Here is a 24,873-nt window from a genome sequence, read left to right as displayed (position 1 = left end):
GTGGAGAACACCGAGGCCACCGAGCAGGCCGGCTCCGCGATGCGGTTGCCCGCATGGCTGCCCCGCTCGGTGTTCCTCGGTGGGATCGCGCTGACCGCCGCCCTCTTCGTCTGGGGTGGCTGGGAGCGCCGCTGGATCGCCGACGACGGGCTCATCGTGCTGCGCACGGTCCGCAACCTGCTCGCAGGCAACGGTCCGGTGTTCAACGCGGGGGAGCGGGTCGAGGCCAACACCAGCACCATCTGGACCTACCTGGTGTACGCGTTCAGCTGGCTCACGCAGGCCCGCCTCGAGTACGTGGTGCTCGGCATCGCACTGGTGCTCTCCGGTGGCGCGATCGTGCTGGGCATGCTCGGGACCGGCGCCCTCTGGCGTGGGCTGGGCCGGGGCGCCGGGCGCTCCGCTCCCGCCACCTTGCTGCTGCCTGCGGGCGCGCTGGCCTATATCGCGGTGCCGCCCGCCCGCGACTATGCCACCTCCGGGCTGGAGTCCTGCCTGGTCATCTTCTGGATCGCCCTGCTGTGGCTGCTGCTGGTGCGCTGGACTCAGCGCCCGCCGACCACGGCCTCGGTGCTGATCCTCGCCTTCATCGCGGGCCTCGGACCGCTGGTCCGGCCCGAGATGGTCATCCTCGCCGGCCTCGCCCTGCTGATGATCTTCCTGGCGCCCGGCACCTGGAAGCTGCGCGCGTCGATCGTCGCGGTCGCGGGTGCGGTCCCGGTCGGCTACCAGATCTGGCGGATGGGCTACTACGGGCTGCCCTATCCCAACACGGCGGTCGCCAAGGACGCAGGCGGCGCCAAGTGGGGTCAGGGCTTCACCTATCTGTGGAACCTGGTGGGGCCGTACTGGCTGTGGTTGCCGCTGCTCGTGCTGGCCGTCGCGGTCTTGGTGTCCCGGCCCTGGTCCGGCGCGGGTGCCGCCGCCGACACCGCAGGCGGCTCCGCCGCAGTGAAGCCGGGCGGCTCAGCCGTCGTGCGATGGCAGTCGCGGCTGCGCACCCCCGGCGCGGTGGTCGCGGTCATCCTGGTCACCGGCCTGCTGCTGATGATCTACTCGCTGCGGGTCGGCGGCGACTTCATGCACGGCCGGGTGCTGCTGCCCGTGCTGTTCTGCTTCATGCTCCCCATCGCAGTGCTGCCGATCCGTATCCCGGCCCGCGAGGACTGGGGCACGACACGGTCCACCGCGCTGTTCGCGGTCGGTGCGGGCGCCTGGCTGATCACCGTGATCTGGGCGATCTCGGTGACGAACTCGTCCGGCATGCCGAACGGCACCGTTGTCGGCAAGTCCGGCATCGTCGACGAGCGGAACTTCTACGCCCTCAACACCGGTCACCAGCATCCGATCCTGGCCGAGGACTACCTGGACTACCCGCGGATGCGCCCGATGGTCGAGGCGATCGCCAACACCCCGGACGGCGGCCTGCTGTTGCCTGCCGCGGCCTTCACCTACTGGGACGTGGTGCCGCCGCCGGAGCCGATCCCCGAGGGCGGCGCCGGGCACACGGTCTACTTCCTCAACCTGGGCATGACGAGCATGAACGTCGGACTCGACGTGAAGGTGATCGACCAGATGGGCCTGGCCTATCCGTTGGCCGCGCACACCAAGCGGCTCGACGACGGCCGGATCGGCCACGACAAGGCCCTCTACCCGGACTGGGTGGTGGCCGACACCGGCATGGTCGACATCCACCCCTGGCTGCCCTGGTACATGGACGAGGAGTGGGTGGCCGACGCCAAGGTCGCGCTCACCTGCCCCGAGACCCAGGAGGTGCTGGCGTCGAGCCGGGGGGAGCTCACCCGCCAGCTTTTCATCCGCAATTTCAAGCGCGCCTTCGACTACGCCAAGTACCGTTTCGACCGGGTTCCGGCCTACGAGCTCCAGAGGTGCAATCTGGTGCCTCCGCCGGTGGAACCCAGATGAGCGGGTGTCGAGTAGGCGTCGCTTACTTCGTCGTGCGAACTTGTCTCAGACGTGTAACGATGGCTACCAACGGGTCGATATAGATGTCGTGTGTGCCTCGGGGAACACAAGCCGAGGCACCGTTTGTCAGTGCTCGCTGTGTGACATACGCTCCACCGAGCGCAGTGTGATCTTGATCAGTTCCACTGTCGCTTCCACATGTGTGGGGGCGATAGAGCATGGCTTCCGCCGGATCGTCGGGCCGCTTCGGCGGGCACCGCAGAGAAGAAAGAGAGCAGTATTCATGCGTATTGGCAGACCGAGGTTTTCTGAGCGCCTCAAGCAGCGCGCCCTCGGCCTCACAGCAGCCGCGCTCGTCCTGCCGATGGCTGCAGGTATTGCCGGCACCGCCGTCGCAGGTGCCGCCCCGGTCGCGCACCGCGCGCCCGCAGGCGGATTCGAAGAGGTCTTCGTGCCCTCCGCGATGGGCCCCATCAAGGTTCAGATCCAGTGGGCGGCCCATGGTGGCAACGCCGCGCTGTACCTGCTCGACGGGTTGCGTGCGCGCAACGACCGCAACGCATGGACCTTCGAGACGAACGCGCTCGACCAGTTCCGCAACGACAACGTCACCCTGGTGATGCCCGTCGGCGGCGAGTCCAGCTTCTACACCGACTGGATGTCACCCTCGAACTTCAACGGCCAAAAGGGCACCTACAAGTGGGAGACCTTCCTCACTCAGGACCTGCCGGCCTACCTCGAGACCCGTGGCGTCTCGCGCAGCAACAACGGCGTGCTCGGCCTGTCGATGGGTGGCTCTGCCGCACTGACCCTGGCCGCACACCACCGCGACCAGTTCAAGTTCGCCGGCTCGCTGTCGGGCTACCTGAACATCTCCGCGCCGGGCATGCGTGAGGCGATCCGCGTCGCGATGCTCGATGCCGGCCGCTACAACGTGGACGCGATGTGGGGCCCGCCGTGGAACAAGCAGTGGCTGCGCAACGACCCGTTCGTGTTCGCCCCGCAGCTCAAGGGCCTGTCGATGTACGTCTCGGCCGCCAGCGGCCTGCCCGGTGCGCATGACAACCCGCGCGCGCCGATCGACTACTTCAACACCGCGAACGGCATGGCGCTCGAGGCGCTCTCCCTCGCCAACACCCGCGCGTTCCAGGTCCGCCTGGGCACGCTCGGTATCCCGGCCACCTACAGCTTCCCGGCCCGGGGCACCCACGCGTGGAAGTACTGGGAGTCCGAGCTCTGGAATGCGCGCCCGCAGATCCTGTCGGCGCTCAACGCCTGATCGACCGGCTCAGGTCGCGGCGTAAACCGATGATGCCGCCCCTCGTGCCGATTCAGGCAGCGTGGGGCGGCATCGCCGTATCCGGACCGGACCAGCGCCGCGACCATGGGGTTCTTACCCCGTAGAAGTAACAATTGCACCACCCGTCACAGCGCGTCACCCCCTGGCGACGGCCCCCTGCGTGTAAAAAGAGCACGAGTGTAGGTGTCGCTCGATCGAACGACATCTATGCGGGCCGGGGGGACGGTCGAGGTCCGGATCTTCCGGGCCGAGGTCACAGCACTGGGGCCAAACAGCAGAAGGAGTGTCACGGTCAGATGCGAACAGCACTGAGGAATCCGGGAACGCGTCCCGGGGGGAAGGCGTCCGCACCGGGCGCGCGCGGCAGGGTCTTGCGACTGCTCGCGGCCGCACTCGTGCTGCCGACCGCGGCGGGCCTGACCACCGCGACCGCGACCGCATTCGCGGCGCCCGAGGCCTCCGAGACCACGACCACCACCACCACGACCACCACGACGACGGCGCCGAAGGCGACCACTACGGCGAAGGTGCCTGCGGCCGAGACTCTCGAGCCGGTCGCCACCACCAGCGAGGCCGTCGCCACCACCACCGAGGCTCCCGCGCGGACCACGGTGGAGCAGACCACGACGGTCGCGCCGACCACAACGCCCGAGGCCGCGCCCGCCGCCGCCCCCCGGGCGCCGCAGGCCGCGCCGTCCGTCGCCCGCGCAGCCGCGCCGGTGCTGTCGATCCCCGGCGTCTCCAAGGTCGAGTGGATCACCGACCGGCGCGTGGCCCTGTGGGTGGACTCCGCCGCGATGGGCGCACCGTTCCAGGTGCAGGTCCTGCTGGCCAGGGACTGGAACTCGCGGCCCGACGCGTCATTCCCCGCGCTGTACATGCTCGACGGTCTGCGCGCGCGCGACGACGAGAGCGGCTGGACGATCGAGACCGATGCCGCGAACTTCTACGCCGACAAGAACGTCAACGTGATCATGCCGGTCGGCGGCGAGTCGAGCTTCTACGCCGACTGGCTCGCGCCGGACAACGGCAAGTTCTACAAGCTGGAGACCTTCCTGATGAAGGAGCTCCCGCCGGTCCTCGAGAACGGGCTGCGGACCACCACGACGCGCGGCATCATCGGCCTGTCCATGGGCGGCACCTCGGCGATGTTCCTCACCGAGCGCAACCCCGGCTTCTTCAAGTTCGCCGGGTCGTTCTCCGGCTACCTGAGCACCACCTCGCTCGGCATGCCGCAGGCGCTGCAGTACGCGATGACCGACGCGGGCGGCTACAACGTCTCGAAGATGTGGGGCCCGCCGGGCGCCCCCGCGTGGGCGGCGCACGACCCGTACACGAACGCCGAGAAGCTCAGGGGCGTCAGCCTGTACGTTTCCAGCGGCAGCGGCATGACCGGTCCCTACGACCAGCCGTCCGGGATCCCCGGCGTCTCCACCAACTATGCGGGCATGGGTCTCGAGATCCTGTCCCGGCTCAGCTCGCAGAGCTTTGCCACCAAGCTGAACAAGCTCGGCATTCCCGCGCAGATCAACTACCGCCCGTCCGGCACGCACTCCTGGCCGTACTGGCAGTTCGAGATGCACCAGGCCTGGCCGCAGGTGGCCAATGCCCTCGGTGTCGACGCCAGCGCCCCGAACTGTGGCACCAGCGGTGACATCGGCGCGGTCGCGAACGCGAACCCGTGGCTCAGCGGCTGCGTCACCGGCGAGTACGACGTCGCGGGTGGCAAGGCGCAGGACTTCCGCAACGGCCGGATCTTCTGGTCGGGCGCTACCGGCGCGCACGTGCTGACCGGCATGATCGGCGGCTCGTACCAGGCCAACGGCGGTCCCGCGGGGCCGCTCGGACTGCCCTCCACGGACGAGAACGGCACCCCGGACGGTCGCGGACGCTTCAACCACTTCCAGCACGGCTCCATCTACTGGACCCCGCAGACCGGCGCGCACGCGGTCCGCGGCGCGATCCGGGACGAGTGGTCCCGTCAGGGCTGGGAGCATGGACCGCTGGGCTACCCGATCCTCGACGAGGTGAAGGCACCGGGCAAGGACGGCGCGATCCAGGGCTTCGAGATCGGCGCGATGTACCACAGCCCGCCGAACGGGACCCACGCCGTTCAGGGCCTGATCATGAAGAAGTACGGCGAACTGGGCTGGGAGGGCGGCTGGCTCGGCTTCCCGAGGACCAGCGAGGTCCCGGTCAAGGACGGCGGCCGCTTCAACGAGTTCGAGAACGGCAACATCTACTGGAGTCCCCTCAGCGGGGCCTGGTCGGTGCGCAACGGCCCGATCTTCGATGCGTGGAAGAGCCAGAACTACGAGAACGGCAGGCTGGGCTTCCCGGTTGGTGACCAGCGCGACATCGCGGGTGGGATCCAACAGGACTTCCAGGGCGGAAACATCACGGTCCGCAACGGAAACGCCGAGATCCACAACCGTTAGCCCCCTTCGCGCACGGGCCGGTGGCCGGGTGAACCCGGCGACCGGCCCGTTCGCGTCGGTAGCCTGTTCATCGACACCCGCGTGGCCGTTGGCACCTCGTCCGCCGGGTGGGTCGCACCCGCAGATCACGAATCCGAGGACTGAACACCATGCTTGTTTCCACTCGTAACTCCCTGGCCCGGGCGCTGACGATCGGCGCGCTCGCTGCGGTCACCGGCGGGCTGCTCGCCGGGTGTGGCAGCGACGACTCGACCGCCAGCAGCACGCCCACCCTGACCACCCATTCCAAATCCGCGCCCGCACCCGAGACCTCGATCGAGGTGCCCCCGTTCACCACCCCGGCCGTCGCCGCGACCGCACCCCCGGAGACGCCCCAGGCGGTCCCGAGCGGGTTCCCCGGCCCCACAGAGGCCCCCGCGCTCGACGACCGCGGAAAGGCCTACCTGGACGCGCTCAAGAAGGGCGGCATCGCCGTCGCCGACAACGGCGACATCGCCATCGTGACCGCGAACTACATCTGTGGCGCCAAGGTCAGCGGTGCGAACAGCGAAGAGGTCACCGCCTACGTCACCGGCATGGCGGGCGCGGAGGCCAGCATCACCGGTGCCACGATGACCCCGGAGCAGGCCGCCGCGGCCGCCCAGGTGTACATCGACGCCGCCAACAACCATTACTGCAAGTAGTCGCGGATGAATGCTGCCGGACGCAAGGGCCGCAAGTCGGGGCGCGGTGTGCTGCGCCTGCTCATCGTGCTCATCGTGGTGCTGCTCCTCGCGCTCGTCGCGTTGGTGGCCTGGTACCTGCTGGCCGGGCGGGTGCCCGCGCCACCGCCGGGCCCCGGCCCGGAGCCGGAGCGGCCGAGCGCCCAGCCGGCGAGCTGCCCGGACGTCCAGGTGGTCGCCATCCCGGGCACCTGGGAGTCGAGCGCGATCGACGATCCGTTCAACCCGGGCGCGAACCCGGCGTCGTTGATGCTCAACATCACCCGGCCGCTGCAGGCGCAGTTCGAGGGCCAGCGCGCGGAGGTGTACACCGTCCCGTACGTGGCGCAGTTCTCGAACCCGGTGGCTCTCCCGCCGGACGGTCAGATGTCGTACAACAAGAGTCGCGGCGAGGGCACCGCACGGGCCAGCGAGGCGATGTCGGCCATGCACGCGAACTGCCCGCTCACGACTTTCATGTTGTTGGGCTTCTCGCAGGGCGCGGTCATCGCCGGTGACCTCGCCTCGTCGATCGGTGAGGGCACCGGGCCGGTGCCCGCGGACCTGGTGCTCGGCGTCGGGTTGATCGCGGACGGCAGGCGCGAGCCCGGCACGGCCCAGATCGTCGGCACGCCGGTGCCCGGTGTGGGCGCGGAGCTGTCGCTCGGCGGCCTGAAGGTGCCGGGAATGACGATGACCGGGGCCCGGCCGGGTGGTTTCGGGTCGCTCGGCGATCGGGTGGTCGACATCTGCGCGCCGTCGGACGGTATCTGCGACGCCCCGCCGAACGCCTTCAAGCCGGCGAATTTCCTCGCGAGCCTCGCCCGGATCGGCGAGTACGTCAACAACCCGGTGCATGCCATGTACAACTCGTTCGTGGTGGATCAAAACGGCACCACGGCCACACAGTGGATGACAAACTGGGCGGCCGACAAGGTGAGGTCCGCGCCGACCCCAGCTCACGAATAGTGGGAACGGTGCGATGCCGATAGAGTGTCCCACCGGCCACGTTGCCGTACCGCGCCGTCCAGGTCCCCGTTGTGCCCAGGTTTCAGGAGAAATGATCGATGAGTTCCGCCGACGCACCCGCGCCGCGTAAATTCCGGTTTGCCGCCGGCGGAGAGGGTAACGCCGAAGAGGGCGGTGCCCGCCGGTTCATCAAGTTGGCACAGAAGGCCGAGGAGCTCGGCTACGACAGCTTCATGATTCCCGACCACCTCGGTAATCAGGTCGGCCCGATCGCCGCGCTGGGCGCCCTCGCGGTGGCGACGGACAAGATCCGGATCGGCACCGCGGTGCTGGCCAACGGATTCCGGCACCCGGCGGTGCTGGCCAAGGATGCGGCGACGATCGACGTGCTCTCCGGCGGACGGCTCGAGCTCGGCATCGGTGCGGGCTGGATGAAGGAAGAGTTCGACAAGGGCGGCATCACGTACGACAGCCCGGGCGTGCGCATCGCCAAGCTCGCGGAGTCCCTCGAGATCCTCGACACGCTGCTGCGCGGTCAGGAGTGCAACTTCCAGGGCGAGTACTACCAGATCAACGGGCTCAAGGGCAGCCCGCGGCCCCGGCAGGGCCCGCGCCCACCCATCGTGGTCGGCGGCGGTGGCCCGAAGATGCTGGCGCTGGCCGCCAAGTACGCGGACATCATCTCGCTCGCCCCGCCCAGCAACAAGGACGGCAAGATGCTGCTGTCCGGCATCACGATGGAGGCGACCGCCGCGCGTGTCGAGCGCATCCGCGAGGCAGCGGGCGACCGGTTCGACGACATCGAGCTGAACTGGACGATCACCACGATCATGCCGACCGATGATCGGGAGGCGATGGCCGAGATGGCGCTTGCGGCCCTGGACAACGGGTACCCGCCGAACATCGAGGTGGACGTCAAACTCACGGTAGAGCAGATCCTGAACTCCCCGTATCTCGCATTCGGCTCCTACGAGGAGATCGCGGACCAGATCCGCAGCGTGCGGGCGCAGACCTCCATGTCCTACGTGGGGATCTTCCCCACGCAGATGGAGGCATTCGCTCCGGTGATACCCCTGCTCAAGGGTGAATGAGAACGGCACTGTCTGTAACATGCTGTTGGTTTGGGATGGGGCGCGCGTCGTTACCGATCTGAGACCTGCACGCATTGCCACCACTAGTCACTATTTGCACGATCCCACGCGGCTGCAGGGGACGAAGCTCACCGGTGTTCGTCGCGATCGCCGGGAGCTTGCCTTGGAGGAGAAGGTATGAAGAACTTCGATGACTACGTCGACGACGCCGGCAACATCAGGCTGATGCCCGGCAGCACCCTCGTCGATCACGTCGAACAGCACACCCGCGAGAACGCGGACGAGCTGGCATACCGCTATATCGACTACTCGCGCGAGCGGGAAGGTGAGGTGCACGAGCTCACCTGGACCCAGTTCGGCAACCGGCTCCGAGCCGTCGCCGCCCGCCTGCAGCAGGTGACCGAGCCCGGTCAGCGGGTCGCGATCCTGGCGCCGCAGGGTCTGGACTACGTCATCTCCTTCTTCGCCGCGATGCACGCGGGCACCATCGCGGTGCCGCTGTTCGATCCGGACGAGCCCGGCCACGGTGACCGCCTGCACGCGGTCCTCGGCGACTGCAAGCCGTCGGCCATCCTCACCGCGTCGACCTCGGCAGCGGGCGTCCGTCAGCTCTTCCGTTCGCTGCCCGCGGCGGAGCGCCCCCGCATCATCGCGGTGGACGCGATCCCCGACACCGTCGGTGAGACCTGGGTATACCCCGAGATCGGCCTCGACGACATCGCGTACCTGCAGTACACCTCCGGTTCGACCCGGGTGCCCGCGGGCGTGGAGATCACCCACCGGGCGGTCGGCACCAACGCGCTGCAGATGGTGGACGCGATCGAGCTGACCACCGATTCCCGCGGCGTCACCTGGCTGCCGCTGTTCCACGACATGGGCCTGCTCACGGTGATCCTGCCTGCACTGGGCGGCAAGTACATCACCATCATGTCGCCGCGCGCGTTCGTGGCGCGCCCGTACCGCTGGATCAAGGAGTTGGCCGCGATCACCGATGGCGCGGGCACCTTCGCCGCGGCTCCGAACTTCGCCTTCGAGCACGCCGCGGCCCGCGGACTGCCGAAGGACGGCGAGACCCTCGACCTGAGCAATGTCATCGGCCTGATCAACGGCAGCGAGCCGGTCACCACCTCGTCGATGCGCAAGTTCAACGACGCGTTCGGGCCGTACGGCCTGCCGAAGACCGCGATCAAGCCGTCCTACGGCATGGCCGAGGCGACGCTGTTCGTTTCGTCGACCAAGCACAGCGACGAGGCCAGGGTCATCTACGTCGACCGCGCCCAGCTCAACGAGGGCCGCATGGTCAAGGTGGACAAGGACGCCGAGGGCGCCATCCCGCAGGTCTCCTGCGGCTACGTCTCGCGCAGCCAGTGGGCCGCGATCGTGGACGCCGACACCGGCGCCGAGCTCGAGGACGAGAACGTCGGCGAGATCTGGCTGCACGGCAACAACATGGGCCAGGGCTACTGGGGTCGCCCCGAGGAGACCGAGCAGACCTTCCACAACCGGCTGTCCTCGACGATCGCCACGGGCAGCCACGCGGACGGCGCGCCCGAGGACTCGAACTGGATGCGCACCGGCGACTACGGCGTCTACGTCGACGGCGAGCTGTACATCACCGGTCGCGTCAAGGACCTGGTGATCGTCGACGGTCGCAACCACTACCCGCAGGACCTCGAGGCCACCGCGCAGGAGGCGAGCGCCGCGCTGCGTCCTGGCTTCGTCGCGGCGTTCGCGGTGCCCGCGAACCAGCTCCCGAAGGAGGTGTTCGAGGCCGGCGCCGGGCTGACCTTCGACGCCGACGACGCCTCCGAGCAGCTCGTGCTGGTCGGCGAGCGCGCGCCGGGCGCGGGCAAGGCCGATCCGGCCCCGATCGCGGACGCGGTGCGCGCGGCGATCTCCACCCGGCACGGCGTGACCGCCCGTGACGTGCTGCTGGTGCCCGCCGGATCCATCCCGAGGACCTCCAGCGGCAAGATCGCCCGGCGCGCCTGCAAGGCCGCTTACATCGAGGGGACGCTCCGTGGTGGTTACACGCAGACCGCGTTCCCCGATAGCGTGTAAAACAACCTTCTTCTTGACGGGTAGCGTGGTGTGTTGATGGCTGAGACAGAGATGACGGTCGCGCAGCTGCGCGAATGGCTGCGCAACTGGGTTGCCGAGGCGACCGGGCAACCGGTCGATCAGATCTCGGATGACCGTCCGATGGAGGAATTCGGGCTCTCGTCCCGGGACGCCGTCGCTCTGAGCGGGGAGATCGAGGAACTCGTCGGCATCACGCTGAACGCCACGGTCGTCTATCAGCACCCCACGATCGCCGCGCTGGCGACCCTGATCATCGAGGGCGAGCCGGAGGTCCCCGACGAGCCCGAGGACGCGGCGTTCTACGCGATCAAGGACACCTCGCAGTCGCACGACATCGCGATCGTCGGCATGGCCAGCCGGTTCCCCGGCACCGGTCACACCCCCGGCGAGATGTGGCGGCTGCTGATCGAGGGCCGCGACGCGGTCACCGAGCTGCCGGAGGGTCGCTGGGACGAGTTCGCCGCGGACTCGCAGATTGCTGAGGCGATCGCGAAGGCCAACACCAGGGGCGGCTACCTCGACGACGTCAAGGGCTTCGACGCGGAGTTTTTCGCAATGTCGCCGCTCGAGGTAAAGAATGTCGACCCGCAGCAGCGGTTGGCCATGGAGCTCACCTGGGAGGCGCTCGAGCACGCACGCATCCCGGCGAGCGAGCTCAAGGGCGAGCAGGTCGGTGTGTTCATCGGCAGCTCCGCCAACGACTACCAGCTGCTCGCGGTCAGCGACCCGGTGCACGCGCACCCCTACGCACTGACCGGGACCTCGACGTCGATCGTCGCGAACCGGGTGTCCTACTACTTCGACTTCCGCGGACCGTCGATCGCGATGGACACCGCGTGCTCGTCCTCGCTGGTGGCCGTGCACCAGGCGGTGCGCTCGCTGCGGTCCGGTGAGTCCGACCTCGCCCTGGCCGGCGGCGTCAACATGCTCGTCGCGCCCGCCGCGACCCTCGGTTTCAACGAGATCGGAATGTTCGCTGAGGACGGCAAGATCAAGGCCTTCTCCTCCGACGCGAACGGCATCGTGCGCGCCGAGGGCGGCGGCCTGGTCGTGCTCAAGCGGCTCGAGGACGCCGAGCGCGACGGTGACGACATCCTCGCGGTGATCGCCGGCTCGGCCGTCAATCAGGACGGCCGTTCCAACGGCATTGTCGCGCCGAACCCCGATGCGCAGGCCGCCGTCCTGCGGCTGGCGTACCGCGACGCGGGGATCGCCCCGTCCGGCGTCGACTACATCGAGGCGCACGGCACCGGCACCATCCTCGGCGACCCGATCGAGGCGGACGCGCTCGGACGCGTCGTCGGCCGCGGTCGCGACGCCGGCAAGCCGGCGCTGCTCGGCAGCGCGAAGACCAACTTCGGTCACCTCGAGGCCGCCGCGGGCGCCGCGGGCCTGATCAAGGTCGTGCTCGCGATGCGCGAGGACAAGCTCCCGCCGTCGCTGAACTACGCGGGCCCGAACCCGTACATCGACTTCGACAAGGCGCACCTGCAGGTGATCCCCGAGGCCACCGACTGGCCGCGGTACACCGGCCGCGCCGTCGCGGGCGTCTCCGGCTTCGGCTTCGGCGGCACCAACGCGCACGTCGTGGTCCGCGAGTACGAGGCGCCTGCGGCGCCCGTGAGCACTTCCGGCCCGGATGAGGACCAGAAGGACTCACAGGCCACGGAGTCGCTCGATGTCGAGGCGGAGGCCGCGGGCGTGCTCGCCGACGCCGCCGAGTCGATGGGCGTCGAGCCGGTCGTGGTCGCCGAGCAGGCCGAGCAGGCCGAGGCCGACGCGGAGCCGATGCCGGTGCTGCTCGCCGTCTCCGCCTCGATGCCCTCGCGCCGCCGCCGCGCCGCCGCCGACCTGGCCGACTGGCTGGAGACCGAGGCAGGCAGCACGACCCCGCTCGAGGACGTCGGCCGCACGCTGGCCCGCCGCAACCACGGCCGGTCCCGCGCGGTGGTGCTCGCACGCACCCGCGCCGAGGCCATCACCGGCCTGCGTGCGGTCGCCGCGGGCAAGCCCGGCCAGGGCGTGCTGTCCGCGGACGCACCCGCCTCCAACGGACCGATCTGGGTGTTCTCGGGCTTCGGCTCGCAGCACCGCAAGATGGCCAAGCAGCTCTACCTGAACAACGCCGTGTTCCGGAAGACGGTCGACGAGGTCGACGAGCTCATCGAGTACGAGGCCGGCTACAAGATGGCCGAGAAGTTCCTCGACGACTCGGTGGACTACGACGTCGAGACCGCGCAGGTCGGTATCTTCACCATCCAGATCGGCCTGGCCGCGGTGCTCCGCCACCACGGCGCCGACCTGGAGGCCGCGGTCGGTCACTCGATGGGCGAGGCGGCCGCCGCGTATGCCACCGGCGGGCTCTCGCTCGAGGACGCGGTCCGGGTCATCACCGCCCGCTCCCGGCTGATGGGCGAGGCCGAATCGACGCTGTCCGGCGACGACATCCGGTTGATGGCGCTCGTGGAGTACAGCGCGGCCGAGATCGAGGCCGTGCTCGGCGACTTCCCGCACCTCGAGGTCTGCGTGTACGCCGCGCCGACCCACACCGTCATCGGTGGCCCGCAGCCCGAGGTGGAGGCCATCGTGGCCCGCGCCGAGGCCGAGGAGAAGCTCGGCCGGATCCTGCAGACCAAGGGCGCCAGCCACACCTCGCAGGTCGACCCGATCCTGGGCGAGCTCGCCGCGGAGCTGGCCGGCATCGAGCCGCACAAGCTGAAGGCCGGGCTGTACTCCTCGGTCGACAAGGAGACCTTCTACCGCGCCGGGCACGACCCGATCCATCCGGTCGAGTACTGGACCAAGGGCCTGCGGCACAGCGTGTACTTCACCAACGCGGTCCGCCTCGCCGTCGACGCCGGGCACACCACGTTCGTCGAGCTGGCCCCGAACCCGGCGACGCTGATGTCGGTCGCGGCCACCGCGTTCGACGCGGGGCTGCACGACGCGCAGCTGATCCCGACCCTCAAGCGCAAGGAGGACGAGGAGCTGGGCGTGCTCAGTGCCCTCGCACAGCTCTACGTCCACGGCCACCCGGTGAACCTGCCGTCGCTGTTCGCGGACGGCGGCTACGCGGACCTGCCGCGGACCGCGTTCCTCCGCAAGGAGCACTGGCTCGACATCCGCATCTCCTCGGGTGGCAACGCCCGGGTGCCCGGTGCGCACGTCTCGCTGCCCGACGGCAGGCACGTGTGGGAGGTCGAGGCCGCCGCGGTCTCCGACCTGAATGCGCTGGCGACCGAGGCCGCCGCGCAGGTGCTCGCGGATGTGGTGCTGACCGCCGCCGTCGCGCGCGGCGAGATCCCGGCCGCGGGCACGCTGACCACGACGCTGAACCCGCACCCGGGCGGCGCGTCGCTGCAGGTGCACGCCAAGACCGCCGACGGCTTCGCGCTGCTGCTCGACGCGGTGGTGACCGCGGGTGAACCGCTGCCCGAGCTCGTCGTCGCCGCGGCAGCTCCATCGCGCTCCAGCTCCCCGATGGAGGAGCTGCCCGAGGTCGTCGAGTCCTTCGGTGACCGTTGGGACCCGAGCAGCTCGCAGTCGATGGAGGAGCGGCTGGCGTTGATCGTCGCCGAGTCCATGGGCTATGCGCCCGAGGATCTGCCCGCCGAGATCCCGCTGATCGAGCTGGGACTGGACTCGCTGATGGCGGTGCGGATCAAGAACCGTGTCGAGTACGAGTTCGACATCCCGCAGCTGCAGCTGCAGGCGGTCCGCGACGCGAGCCTGCGCGAGGTGGAGAAGTACCTGCGCTACGCGATCGACAACCGTGAAGAGGTGGCCGCGCTCGCCGAGAAGCAGCGCGTCGAGAAGGAGGCCTCCACCGCGGCCGCCGCGGAGGAGGAGGCGCTCGCCGACGAGGACACCAGCCCCGTCACCGAGGCCGAGGCCATCGTCGCCGCTGCCGCCGCCGAGCAGGCCGCCCCGGCGCCTGCAGCGGAACCCGAGACGACGGTCGACGCCCAGCAGGCGACGGCGGAGGCGACCGGAACCGATGTGCCTCCGCGTGACGCCGCCGAGCGGCTGACGTTCGCGACGTGGGCGGTCATCACCGGCCAGTCCGCGAAGGGCATCTTCAACACCCTGCCGGTGCTCGACGACGAGACCGCCGAGAAGCTGGCGGCCCGGTTGACCGAGCGTGCGGGCGGCGAGGTGACCTTCGACGACATCCTCGACTCGGAGACCATCGAGCAGCTCGCGGAGAAGGTGCGCGAGCACCTCGAGGACGGCGTCCGCATCGACGGGCTGGTCCGCACCCTGCGCCCCCGTCCCGAGGGATCCACCACGGTGCCGGTGTTCGTGTTCCACCCGGCCGGTGGCTCGACGGTGGCCTACGAGCCGCTGCTCAAGCGGCTGCCCGAGGGCACCGCGATGTACGGCCTCGAGCGCACCGAGGGACCGATCGAGGAGCGCGCCAAGGCCTACCTGCCACTGGTCCGCGAGATCCAGGGCGACGGTCCGTACGTGCTGTACGGCTGGTCGCTGGGCGGCGTGCTGGCGTACGCGGTGGCCAAGCTGCTCCGCGAGGAGGGCGCCGACGTCCGGATCGTCGGACTGATCGACACCGTGATGGCGGGCGAGAAGGTCGAGGACACCCCGGAGGAGATCAAGGCCCGCTGGAAGCGGTACTCCGCCTTCGCGAAGAAGACCTACAACGTCGACGCCCCGCTGCCGTACGACAAGTTGGCGGCGGCCGAGTCCGACGAAGCGCAGATCCAGATCCTGATGGACCTGCTGAAGATGAGCGGGACCAAGATCCCCGGCGGCATCCTCGAGCACCAGCGCACCTCCTGGCTGGACAACCGCGCCATCCAGACCGCGAAGCTCGAGCAGTACGACGGCGACGTGGTGCTGTACCTGGCCGACCGCTACCACGACGATGCGATGGCCCTCGAGCCCGCGTTCAGTACCCGGCAGCCGGACGGGGGCTGGGGCGAGTGCGCGAAGAACCTGGAGATCGTCCATGTCGGTGGCGATCACATCCAGATCGTGGACGAGCCGTACATTGCCAAGGTGGGGGCGGACCTGACCAAGAAGCTGGCCGACATCGAGGCCGAGAATCGGAGCAACTGAGTGAGCACCACTACGGCCGAGAAGCTGGCGGACCTTCGCGAGAAGCTCGAGCTGTCGAAGGCGCCTGGGAACCCGAGGGCCATCGCGAGGCGCAAGGAGAAGGGCCTACCGACTCCGCGTGAGCGCATCGACATGCTGCTCGATCCGGGCAGCTTCGTCGAGGTCGGCCAGCTCGCCCGGATGGCAGGCGATCCCAACAACCCGTACGGCGACGGCGTCGTCACCGGGCACGGCACTGTCGAGGGCCGCCCGGTCGCGGTGTTCTCGCACGACCAGACCGTCTTCGGTGGCGCGGCAGGCGAGATCTTCGGCCGGAAGGTCTCCGCGATCCTCGACTTCGCGATCAAGATCGGCTGTCCCGTCATCGGGATCAACGAGTCCGCAGGCGCGCGCGTTCAGGACGCCGTCGCGTCGGTGGCCTGGTACGCGGAGATGGGCCGCCGTCACGAGCCGCTGTCCGGACTGTGCCCGCAGATCTCGATCATCCTCGGCAAGTGCGCCGGTGGAGCCGTCTACGCGCCGATCAACACCGACGTCGTGATCGCCACCGAAGAGTCGTATATGTTCGTCACGGGTCCGGACGTCATCAAGTCCGTCACCGGTGAGGATGTCAGCCTCGAGGACCTGGGCGGCGCCCGCAAGCAGGCCGAGTACGGCAACGTGCACCACGTCGCAGCCGACGAGAAGGCCGCGTTCGAGTGGGCCCGCAAGTACCTGAGCTACATGCCGTCCAGCTGCACCGAGAAGCCCCCGATCGTGAACCCCGGCCTGGAGCCGGAGATCACCGAGGACGACCTCTCGCTCGACACCTTCATGCCGGACGCCGACAACGCCGGCTATGACATGCACGACGTGCTGCTCAAGATCTTCGACGACGGCGATTTCCACGAGGTGCGCAGCCAGAGCGCGCAGAACATCATCACTGGCTTCGCGCGGGTGGACGGCCGCCCGGTTGGCGTGGTCGCGAACCAGCCGATGTCGCTCTCCGGCGCGCTGGACGCGTCCGCCTCCGACAAGGCCGCGCACTTCGTGCAGGTCTGCGACGCGTACGACATCCCGCTGGTGTTGGTCGTGGACACCCCGGGCTTCCTGCCCGGCGTCGAGCAGGAGAAGGTCGGCGTCATCAAGCGCGGCGGCCGGTTCCTGTTCTCCTATGTCTCGGCCACCGTGCCGAAGGTGACCGTCGTGGTCCGCAAGTCCTACGGCGGCGGTTACGCGGTGATGGGTTCCAAGCAGCTCGGCGCCGACGTGAACTTCGCCTGGCCGACCGCCCGGATCGCCGTGATGGGCGCGGAGAGCGCAGTCGCGGTGATCGGCCGCAAGCAGATCGAGGCGGCGGGCGAGAACGCCCCCGCCGTACGCCGCCAGCTGATCAACTACTACAACGAGCACGTCGCGACCCCCTACGTCGCGGCGGAGCGTGGCTACATCGATGCGGTGATCGAGCCTGCTGCCACCCGCCTCGAGATCCGTAAGGCGCTGAACCTGCTCCGCGACAAGGAGCTCCCGAAGAACCCGCGCAAGCACTCGCTGATCCCGTTCTAGCGCAGGGCGATCGCGCCGCCCGCGGGGCTCACGCCGGATCGACAGGTCCGGCGTCGGGGTCCGCGGTCGGCGTCAGCAACCGTGTCCGCATCAGGTCGAGGACCTGATCGAGCGCGGCGCGGGTGGGCTGACCGGGCTCGTCGATGAGGTGCTCGGTCAGCACCGAATGTGGGGGCAGCAGCCCTTCCGGGTTCGCGGCGCCGCCGTCGATCTCGACGGCCACGAAGGCGTCGCCGAGCTGTTCGCGGAGGAAGTCGAAGCGTTCGGCGGGTGAGAGCCGGTCGGAGTCGAAGCGCAGTCCCAGGACGGTCAGCCCGTTCGCGCAGCGCTGCTTCACCCTGGCCAGGTCGCCGGGCGAGATGTCGATGGTCCGCCGTCGGCGCGCGGAGACGGCGAGGGGCAGCGAGGGCTGCGACAGGACCGGGGCGATCAGGACGTCGTCCACGGCCATCGCGAGCGCGTAGCCACCGGTGAAGCACATGCCGACCGCGCCGACCCCTGGTCCGCCGCATCGATCGTGCTCGTGGGCCGCCAGCGCCCGCAGCCACGTGACCACCGGCGAGCTCCGCCCGGTCGCCAGCATCGTGAACTCGCGGCTGACGCAGACCGGGACCATCGTGGTGACCGTGTCGGCCGCCGTCGCGACCCTCCCGTGGGCACCCGGATTCGGATCCCGGCCGGGGCGCCCGAACAGGTGCGGAAGCACTGCCGTGCACCCGATCTCGGCGACGCGGCGGGCGAACTCGAGCACCTTCGGGGTGATGCCCGGGATCTCCGCCATGATGATCACCGCCGGACCGGTGCCGCGGCGGTAGATTGCGCGCGTCGTGCCGTCGTGGGTGAAATGTGCGGCCTCGAAATCGCTCAGGTCGTCGTCCGGCATGTACCGAGTATGCGGTCGCCGACCCTCCGATGCGACGAAGACCGGCTCCCCGTGTGGGGAGCCGGTCTTCGTCGGGCGGGCGACTACTTCTCGTATACGCGCATCATGCCGGGGCTCCAGAAGCCGGAGCGTCGCACCTCGCCGGTGTCGACGACGGCGGCCTCAGCCTGCGGGAAGTACGGCGTGTACCGCTCCAACGCGCCCCAGTCACGGCCCCAGTCGTCGACCAGGTAGGTCGGCACCGTGGACGCCTCGGCGAGCATCTCGGTCCAGCCGAGCGGTCCGCCGTTCTCGTGGCTCTGCCAGGTGTCGGTGGAGCTGACCGCGAGCGGGCGGTCGGGGAGGATGCGGAATCCGGGGACCTCGGCGACGCCGTACTTGTGGTCGAACGGGCGCTGGCAGGGGAACTGCAGGCCGACCGCCCAGTCGAGCAGCACCGGCTGGGTGGTGCCGATGTAGTCGTTGAGCGACTGCAGCTGCGGCACCCGCGGCGGGGTGAACGCGAGCCACTGATCGCCGGTCAGGTTCGGGTCGTTCGCGACGATCCTGACCACGTCGGTGCCCGCGGGCAGCTCGTCGATCGGGACCCGCAGGTTCCGCCAGGACGGCGCCGGGCCGATGTCCTTGGGCAGGTAGGTGCCGAGTGCGGTGATCGTGCCGTCGGCCTCGCGGTGCCCGGACTCGAGCAGCAGCGACTGACCGTAGGTGACCTCGCCGTCGTTGCTCTCCGACCAGATGCGCCCGGCCGCGGAGATCACGACCAGCGGCGACTGCTCGCTGCGCGCAGGCAGTCCGTACCAGCTGGAGGTCAGGCTGGCCGGCTCCTGGACGCCGGTCTGGTAGCTGCCCAGAACCGGTGTGGTCGCGGGGTTCAGGCCGTACGGCAGCTTGACGTTGCTGCCGTTGACGCCGACCGCCCCGGTGCCGCCCTCGGTGCCCGCGCCCGCGCCGGTGGCGAAGTTCGGGCCGACCGTCTGGCCGTCGGTGTTCGACTGGCCGGGCTTGACCTCGGTGTAGTCCGCGGACAGGTCGGTGGGCACGCCGTTCGGGCTGAACCCGGTCGGATTGCTGCCGCCGAGGGGGTTGCTCGGGTTCACGGGTGGGTCCGCCGGGTCGATGACCGGCTGCAGTCGGCCGGCGTTCGGATCCGCCTCGGTCAGCACGTCGTCGGCCAGACCGCACGGCGACCCGGTGACGGCGTCGATGTTGGAGCGGGCCAGCGAGTACGCCGGGTACTGGGAGACCGCGCCCTTGGCCAGCGAGAGCACCTCGAACAGCACCATCAGCGCGGCCACCAGGGTCAGCGGCACGGCCGCGAACTTCTTGATGCGCCTGCCCTTCTCGCTGGACGCCTTCACCTCGGTGCCGATGAAGTCCTCGCGGAAGTACTGCCAGGCGACGACCAGCACGGCGACCACGAACAGGGCGAGCAACGCCGAGTTGAGCTGCCTGCCTCCGAGCGAGACGGTCTTGTCGAACCACGGGATGCCGTAGCTGGAGACGTACCACCAGCCGTTGATGCCGGAGAAGGAGAAGGCGAGCACCAGGAGCAGTCCCGCCGCGAACATGGTGCGGTTGCGGCGCGAGCGCAGCGCGGAGGCGGAGACCGCGACCGCGGTGAGCGCGGCCAGCGAACCGGCGATGCCCGCGTACGCACCGAAGTGGTGGGTCCACTTGGTGGGGTTGAACATCATGAAGAAGATGGTTCCGAACACCACGCCGAGCAGACGCCACGACGGGCCGACCGCCGCGCCAGGGATCTTCTTGCGGCGCAACAGCACGAACAGGGTGGTGAACAGGCAGAGGACCATCACCAGGAACGCGAACCGGCGGGCCACGGAACCGTCGACCGTCTGCACGAACAGGTAGTAGTACCGGAGGAACTCCTCGTACCAGTTCATGTTCGGGCCGATCAGGCTGCGCACCCGGGTGGCCTCGCGGACGCCCGCGAAGGTCTGGTCGGCGAACACCACGACGAGCACCACGGTGCCCGCCGCGAGCAGCGGGGAGATCAGCGGCCAGGCACCGACCTCGCGGTGCCTGCGGACCAGGATCCGCACCATCGGCCGGGCGCCGGCCAGCAGGGCCGCCACACACATCAGGCCGGTCGGGGCGGCGCCGAGCGAGAACGCGGCGATCAGGATCGCGACCGCGGCGGGCAGCAGCCTGCCGGTGGCGATGGCGCGCTCCACCGAGCACCAGGTCAGCAGCGCGCCGAGGGCCACGATCGGCTCCGGGCGCAGGCCGTTGTTGTAGGCCATCCAGAACGCGAGGAACACCAGCCCGCCGGTCCACACCGCGGCGGAGCTGTGCCGAACCGCGCGGCCGAGGCGGGGGATCACCTCGCGGCTGATGACCAGCCAGCAGAGGATGCCGGCCAGCAGCGCGGGCAGGCGCATCCAGGGGCTGGCCGTGGAGATCTTGGCCATCGCGGCCAGCACCTCGTAGTACCAGCCGAACGGGGCCTCGGGGACGCCGAACCAGCGGAAGTAGTTGGCCATGTAGCCGGCGTGCTCCGACACCCGGGCCATCGTCAGCAGGTAACCGTCGTCTGCGGTGTTCGCGCCGATGAAGTGCCAGAGCAGGAGGATGGCGACGACCGCGCCGTCAACCGGCTTGAACCGCCACCAGTGCGACGGGAAGAAGCGCCGGTGGCCGCGGCCGTCGGTTCCGTCGAGTCGGGCGAGCGCGACCAGCGAGGAGATGGTCAGCAGGACCGCGAGCACCATCGCCACGCTCTTGATCAGCGTGGGGGAGGAGGTGAACCGGGAATCGATGTTCGCCGTCAACGAGAGCCCGGCGGGTGCGGGGCCGTCCAGGCTGGTGAAGACGCCAACCACCTGAGGCCGCAGGTCTCCGGTCAGGGTGCCGGTGACCGGGTTGCCGCCGATGGACAGCCCCTCGAAGGTGGCGGTGGTGCTGTTGATGTCGGAGCTGAAGGTGATGGCCGTGCAGCCACCGGTCTCGACCCGGGCGCGCGGGGCGGACGCGACGACCACGTTGCGGTCGAGCACGTCCACGGTGTCGGCGGTGACCCGCATGAACATCGCGTTGAGCGGGGCATCCGTGCCCTGCGGCGGGGCGGTGGCCAGCAGCAGGCCGCCCTCCGGGGGCAGCTCGCGGACGAGCGCGCACGGCACCGTCGCCTGCAGGTCGATCGGCACCTGGGCCATCAGCGGCGCGTCGACGCTCGCGGTGACCCCCGCCTGCGGCCAGTTCAGGGTGGACGTCGTCTGGGTGACCGGCAGGAACGGCGTCGCCACCGCGAACAGCGCACCGAGCAGACCGGTGACGACCGCGATCAGCCGCGCGGTGCGGTACTTCGCTCTGAAGTCGACCGGTGGCGGCGGTGCGGAAATGGCTGGTTCGGGGGCTGTCACGACGTCGGGCACGGTTCACGATGGTAGGCGAGGGTCGGTCGGCGTTCACATCGCTACGGAGAATCTCTGTAATCGGTGATCCACGCCCCCGTGACGCAGCCACAATCCCCAGCTCAGCGGCCTGGTCGGCCGTTCAAGCGGACGGATCGGGCTGCGATCACGGGGTCCGCGATCGCAGCCGCCGTCACCGCGCCGGGATCGGCCCCGGGTCCCACAGTCCGGAGCGGGTCACGGTCGCGGTGTCCACCCGTGCAGGCACCGCGGATTCGTCGAGCGGGGTGAACAGCTCCAGCGAGCCCCAGTCGCGGTCCCAGTCGCGGTCGAGGTAGCTCGGCATCGTCTGCGCGGAGAGCAGCAGGTCGGTCCAGCCGAGCGGTCCGCCGCCGAGGCTGTCCTGCCAGCCGTTGGTGGAGTCGGCGCCGACCCGGTCCGGCAGGATCCGGTACTCGGGCGTCTCCGCGACCCCGTACTCGTGGTCGAACGGCCGTTGGCACGGGAAGGACAGGCCGACGGACCAGTCCAGCAACACCGGTGCGCTCGACCCGACCACCTCGTTCAGCGTCCGCAGCTGCGGCACCCGGGGCGGCGTGACGGCCAGCCACTGCCGCTGGGAGAGGTCGTGGTCGTTCGCGACCAGCCGCACGGCGGTGGCATCGGCCGGGATGTCGGCCATCGGGACTCGGAGGTTCCGCCACGACGGCGACGGGCCGATGTCGATGGGCAACAGGCTGCCGCGTGGCTCGATCGTGCCGTCGGCAGCGGGGGCGCCGTACTCGACGACCAGGTCCTGGCCGTAGGTGACGACGCCGTCGGCGTCGACGGACCGGATCCGGCCCGCGGCGGTGACCACCAGGATCGGGGCCGCATCGCTTCGCTCGGGAAGCCCATACCACCCGGAGGTGAGCTTCGCGGTGGACTGCTCACCGGTTTGGTAGCTGCCGAGGACCGGGGTGCGCGCCGGGTCGAGCCCGAACGGCAGGGCAACGGAGCTGCCGTTGACGCCCGTGCTGCCGGTGCCGCCGCCGGTGCCCGACGCGGTGCCGGAGGTGGTCGTGGTGGCGTCGCTGTCGATGGTGTTCGCGCCGCCCGCAGCCTTGTTCTCCTCGTCGGCGGTCAGGTCGACGGATACCCCATTGGGGGTGAAGCCGGCGTCCGCCTCCGCGCCGAGCGGGTTGTCCGATGGGCTGACCGGGATGAGCGTGCCTGCGTTCGCGTCGGACTCGACGAGCACGTCGTCGGCCAGCGCGCAGGTGTCGCCCGCGAGTGCCTCGACGTTCGAGCGGGCCACCGAGTACGCGGGATACTGCGCGACCGCGGCCTTGGCAAGGGACAGCACCTCGAAGAGCACCACGAACGCGGCCGCGAGCGTGAGCGGCGAACCGAGCAGCGCCCGCAGCCCGCGCGGCGGGGCAGCCTGCTCCTCCGGCCGGTACGGGGCCCGCAGGTGCTGCCAGCCCGCCAGCAGCAGTGCCAGCACCGCCAGGCCGAGCAACGCGGTGGAGAAGGCGTTGCCGCCGATGGACGGCGGCTTGTCCCACCACGGCACGCCGTAGCTGGAGACGTACCACCAGCCGTTCGAGCCGGTGAAGGCCAGCGCGAGCAGGAACAGCACGCCCGACGCGAACAGCGTGCGGTTGCGGCGCGAGCGGAGCGTGGCCGCGGCGACCGCGACGGCGGTCAGCGCGGCGATGGAAGCGGCCAGGCCCGCGTACACGCCGAAGTGGTGGGTCCACTTGGTGGGGGTGAACATCATCAGCACCAGCGAGCCGAACACGATGCCGAGGATGCGCCGCGACGGACCGGCGGCGGCGCCAGGGATCTTGCCGCCCCGGCGCAGCATGATCATCGCGCAGACGACCAGGCAGAGGATCATCGTGAACACGCCGAACCGGCGGGCCAGAGACCCGTCGGGGGAGACGTTCATCAGGGCGTCGTAGCGGTGGTATTCGTCGAACCACTTCACGTTCGGGCCGACCAGGGTGCGGACCCGGGTCGCCTCGAGCACGGTCGCGAGGGTCTGGTCGGCGAAGACCACGGCCAGCACCAGGGTGCCTGCCGCGGCGACCGGCGCGAGCAACGGCAGCCACCCCACCTGGCGGGCCCGGGTGACCAGGATCGCCGTGATCGGCCGGGCGCCGACGATCAGCGCGGCGACGGCGATCACGCCGGTCGGCCCGGCCGCCAGTGAGAACGCCGCGATGAGCACGCCGACCGCGGCGGGCAGCAGCCTGCCGGTGGCGATCGCGCGTTCGATCGAGCACCAGGTCAGCAGCGCGCCGAGGGCGATGATCGGCTCGGGCCGCAGGCCGTTGTTGTAGGGCAGCCAGAACGCGAGGAACACCAGTCCGGCGGTCCAGATCGCGATCCGGTTGTGGCGCACGGCGTTACCGAGGCGGGGGATCACCTCGCGGCTGATCACCATCCAGCAGAGGATCCCTGCGAGCAGCGCGGGCAGGCGCATCCAGGGGCTGGCCGTGGAGATCTTGGCCATGGCGGCCAGCACCTCGTAGTACCAGCCGAACGGCGCCTCGGGGACGCCGAACCAGCGGAAGTAGTTGGCCATGTAGCCGGCCTGTTCCGACGCCCGGGCCATGTTCAGCAGGTAGCCGTCGTCGGAGGTGTTCGCGCCGATGAAGTGCCACAGCGCGAGGGTGCCGACCACCAGGCCGTCGACGCCGGTGAAACGCAGCCAGTGCCGGGGCAGGAAGCGGCGCGCCGCGCGGCCGTCGGTGCTGTCGAGGCGGTGCAACGCGATCAGCGCGATCAGCGTGGCCAGCGTCCCGACGACGATCGCGAGCAGCTTGAACACCGTGGGGCTGGAGGAGAACCGCGAATCGATGTCCGCGCGGACCTCGAGGCCTGCGGGGGCGGTGCCCCCTGTGCCGTTTGCGGCGGTGCCCTGGAGGTCGCTGAAGATGCCGACCATCTGCGGGCGCAGGTCGTCTGCGACGTCGACGCTCAGCGGCTCGCCCGCATCGTCGGTGAGCCCGGCGAAGGTGGCGGTGGTGTGCGCGGCGTCCGAGAACACGGTGATCGCCGAGCACTTCGTCGCGACGTCGGCCAGCGGTGCCGAGAGCAGCACGCTGTTGCGCAGGATCACCTGGACCTCGCGGCCGGTCTCGCTCGCGGGATCGCCCGCGACCTTGACGGTGAGGCCGTCGAGTTCGGCGTCCGCCGCCTGCTTCGGGGCGGTGGAGAGCAGGACCTGCCCGTCGGGCGGTAGCTGCGTCGCCACCGCGCACGGGATGTGCGCGCTGAGGCTGAGCGGTTCGTAGCTGACCAGCGGCGCGGACACGCTGGTCAGGGCGCCGTTCTGCGGCCAGGACACGCTGGCGGTGGTCTGCTTGACCGGCAGCAGCGGGGTGAGGACGGCCAGCAGCAGCCCGGCCAGACCCGCGACAACCGCGATCAGGCGGGCGGTGCGCAGGGAGGTGCGGTCGGCTGGCGTGGATTCAGGCGCGTCGGACACAAGGTCCGATCGT

The 24,873-nt window shown here is 69.8% G+C and carries 12 protein-coding genes; 9 read left to right on the top strand and 3 right to left on the bottom strand.

Annotation, left to right across the window (positions count from 1 at the left end):
- The first annotated feature begins 39 nt into the window (after positions 1–39).
- From FCG67_RS23880 to FCG67_RS23840, 9 genes are all read left to right on the top strand, one after another.
- On the top strand, positions 40–1,926 hold the full coding sequence (locus FCG67_RS23880; protein WP_246045259.1) for an arabinofuranosyltransferase AftB family protein: 1,887 nt from the start codon (positions 40–42) through the stop codon (positions 1,924–1,926).
- A gap of 283 nt (positions 1,927–2,209) precedes the next feature.
- The gene (locus FCG67_RS23875) at positions 2,210–3,205 is read left to right on the top strand and encodes an alpha/beta hydrolase (protein WP_136912055.1); all 996 of its coding nucleotides are present in this window, start codon (positions 2,210–2,212) and stop codon (positions 3,203–3,205) included.
- Positions 3,206–3,522: 317 nt separating this feature from the next.
- On the top strand, positions 3,523–5,664 hold the full coding sequence (locus FCG67_RS23870; RefSeq protein WP_211243311.1) for an alpha/beta hydrolase-fold protein: 2,142 nt from the start codon (positions 3,523–3,525) through the stop codon (positions 5,662–5,664).
- Positions 5,665–5,813: 149 nt separating this feature from the next.
- The gene (locus tag FCG67_RS23865) at positions 5,814–6,347 is read left to right on the top strand and encodes a DUF732 domain-containing protein (RefSeq protein WP_136912054.1); all 534 of its coding nucleotides are present in this window, start codon (positions 5,814–5,816) and stop codon (positions 6,345–6,347) included.
- A gap of 6 nt (positions 6,348–6,353) precedes the next feature.
- Positions 6,354–7,334: a cutinase family protein gene (locus FCG67_RS23860; protein ID WP_136912053.1), complete on the top strand. Its 981-nt coding sequence runs from the start codon at positions 6,354–6,356 to the stop codon at positions 7,332–7,334.
- Between the two features lie 98 nt (positions 7,335–7,432).
- The gene (locus tag FCG67_RS23855; RefSeq protein WP_077043216.1) at positions 7,433–8,425 is read left to right on the top strand and encodes an LLM class F420-dependent oxidoreductase; all 993 of its coding nucleotides are present in this window, start codon (positions 7,433–7,435) and stop codon (positions 8,423–8,425) included.
- 177 nt (positions 8,426–8,602) lie between these two features.
- The gene (gene fadD32 / locus FCG67_RS23850; RefSeq protein WP_136912052.1) at positions 8,603–10,486 is read left to right on the top strand and encodes a long-chain-fatty-acid--AMP ligase FadD32; all 1,884 of its coding nucleotides are present in this window, start codon (positions 8,603–8,605) and stop codon (positions 10,484–10,486) included.
- Positions 10,487–10,537: 51 nt separating this feature from the next.
- Positions 10,538–15,583, top strand: a complete 5,046-nt coding sequence (gene pks13 / locus FCG67_RS23845; RefSeq protein WP_136912090.1) for a polyketide synthase Pks13 — start codon at positions 10,538–10,540, stop codon at positions 15,581–15,583.
- Complete coding sequence (locus FCG67_RS23840; protein ID WP_136912051.1) at positions 15,584–17,128, top strand: acyl-CoA carboxylase subunit beta; 1,545 nt, start codon at positions 15,584–15,586, stop codon at positions 17,126–17,128.
- A 28-nt stretch (positions 17,129–17,156) separates the two neighbouring features.
- Here FCG67_RS23840 and FCG67_RS23835 read toward each other — a convergent pair whose 3' ends face one another.
- The 3 genes from FCG67_RS23835 to FCG67_RS23825 form a co-directional block, all read right to left on the bottom strand.
- Entirely contained in the window at positions 17,157–18,011 is an 855-nt protein-coding gene (locus tag FCG67_RS23835) for a dienelactone hydrolase family protein (RefSeq protein ID WP_136912050.1), read from the bottom strand.
- An 83-nt stretch (positions 18,012–18,094) separates the two neighbouring features.
- Positions 18,095–21,403, bottom strand: coding sequence for an arabinosyltransferase domain-containing protein (locus FCG67_RS23830; RefSeq protein ID WP_136912049.1), 3,309 nt, complete (start codon positions 21,401–21,403; stop codon positions 18,095–18,097).
- Positions 21,404–21,575: 172 nt separating this feature from the next.
- Positions 21,576–24,860 carry an arabinosyltransferase domain-containing protein gene (locus tag FCG67_RS23825; RefSeq protein ID WP_246045252.1) on the bottom strand — a complete coding sequence of 1,095 codons (3,285 nt, stop codon included), beginning with the start codon at positions 24,858–24,860 and terminating at the stop codon, positions 21,576–21,578.
- Positions 24,861–24,873: the final 13 nt, after the last annotated feature.

The organism is Rhodococcus oryzae, from assembly GCF_005049235.1.
GTDB lineage: Bacteria > Actinomycetota > Actinomycetes > Mycobacteriales > Mycobacteriaceae > Rhodococcus_G > Rhodococcus_G oryzae.
This window is presented reverse-complemented; position numbering and strand designations above follow the sequence as displayed.

Bases quoted from the DNA above. Each gene is read 5' to 3' on its own strand.
- FCG67_RS23860 (WP_136912053.1), top strand. From the start codon at position 6,354: ATGAATGCTGCCGGACGCAAGGGCCGCAAGTCGGGGCGCGGTGTGCTG.
- FCG67_RS23835 (WP_136912050.1), bottom strand. From the start codon at position 18,011: ATGCCGGACGACGACCTGAGCGATTTCGAGGCCGCACATTTCACCCAC.
- FCG67_RS23875 (WP_136912055.1), top strand. From the start codon at position 2,210: ATGCGTATTGGCAGACCGAGGTTTTCTGAGCGCCTCAAGCAGCGCGCC.
- FCG67_RS23870 (WP_211243311.1), top strand. From the start codon at position 3,523: ATGCGAACAGCACTGAGGAATCCGGGAACGCGTCCCGGGGGGAAGGCG.
- pks13 (WP_136912090.1), top strand. From the start codon at position 10,538: ATGACGGTCGCGCAGCTGCGCGAATGGCTGCGCAACTGGGTTGCCGAG.
- fadD32 (WP_136912052.1), top strand. From the start codon at position 8,603: ATGAAGAACTTCGATGACTACGTCGACGACGCCGGCAACATCAGGCTG.
- FCG67_RS23865 (WP_136912054.1), top strand. From the start codon at position 5,814: ATGCTTGTTTCCACTCGTAACTCCCTGGCCCGGGCGCTGACGATCGGC.
- FCG67_RS23880 (WP_246045259.1), top strand. From the start codon at position 40: ATGCGGTTGCCCGCATGGCTGCCCCGCTCGGTGTTCCTCGGTGGGATC.
- FCG67_RS23855 (WP_077043216.1), top strand. From the start codon at position 7,433: ATGAGTTCCGCCGACGCACCCGCGCCGCGTAAATTCCGGTTTGCCGCC.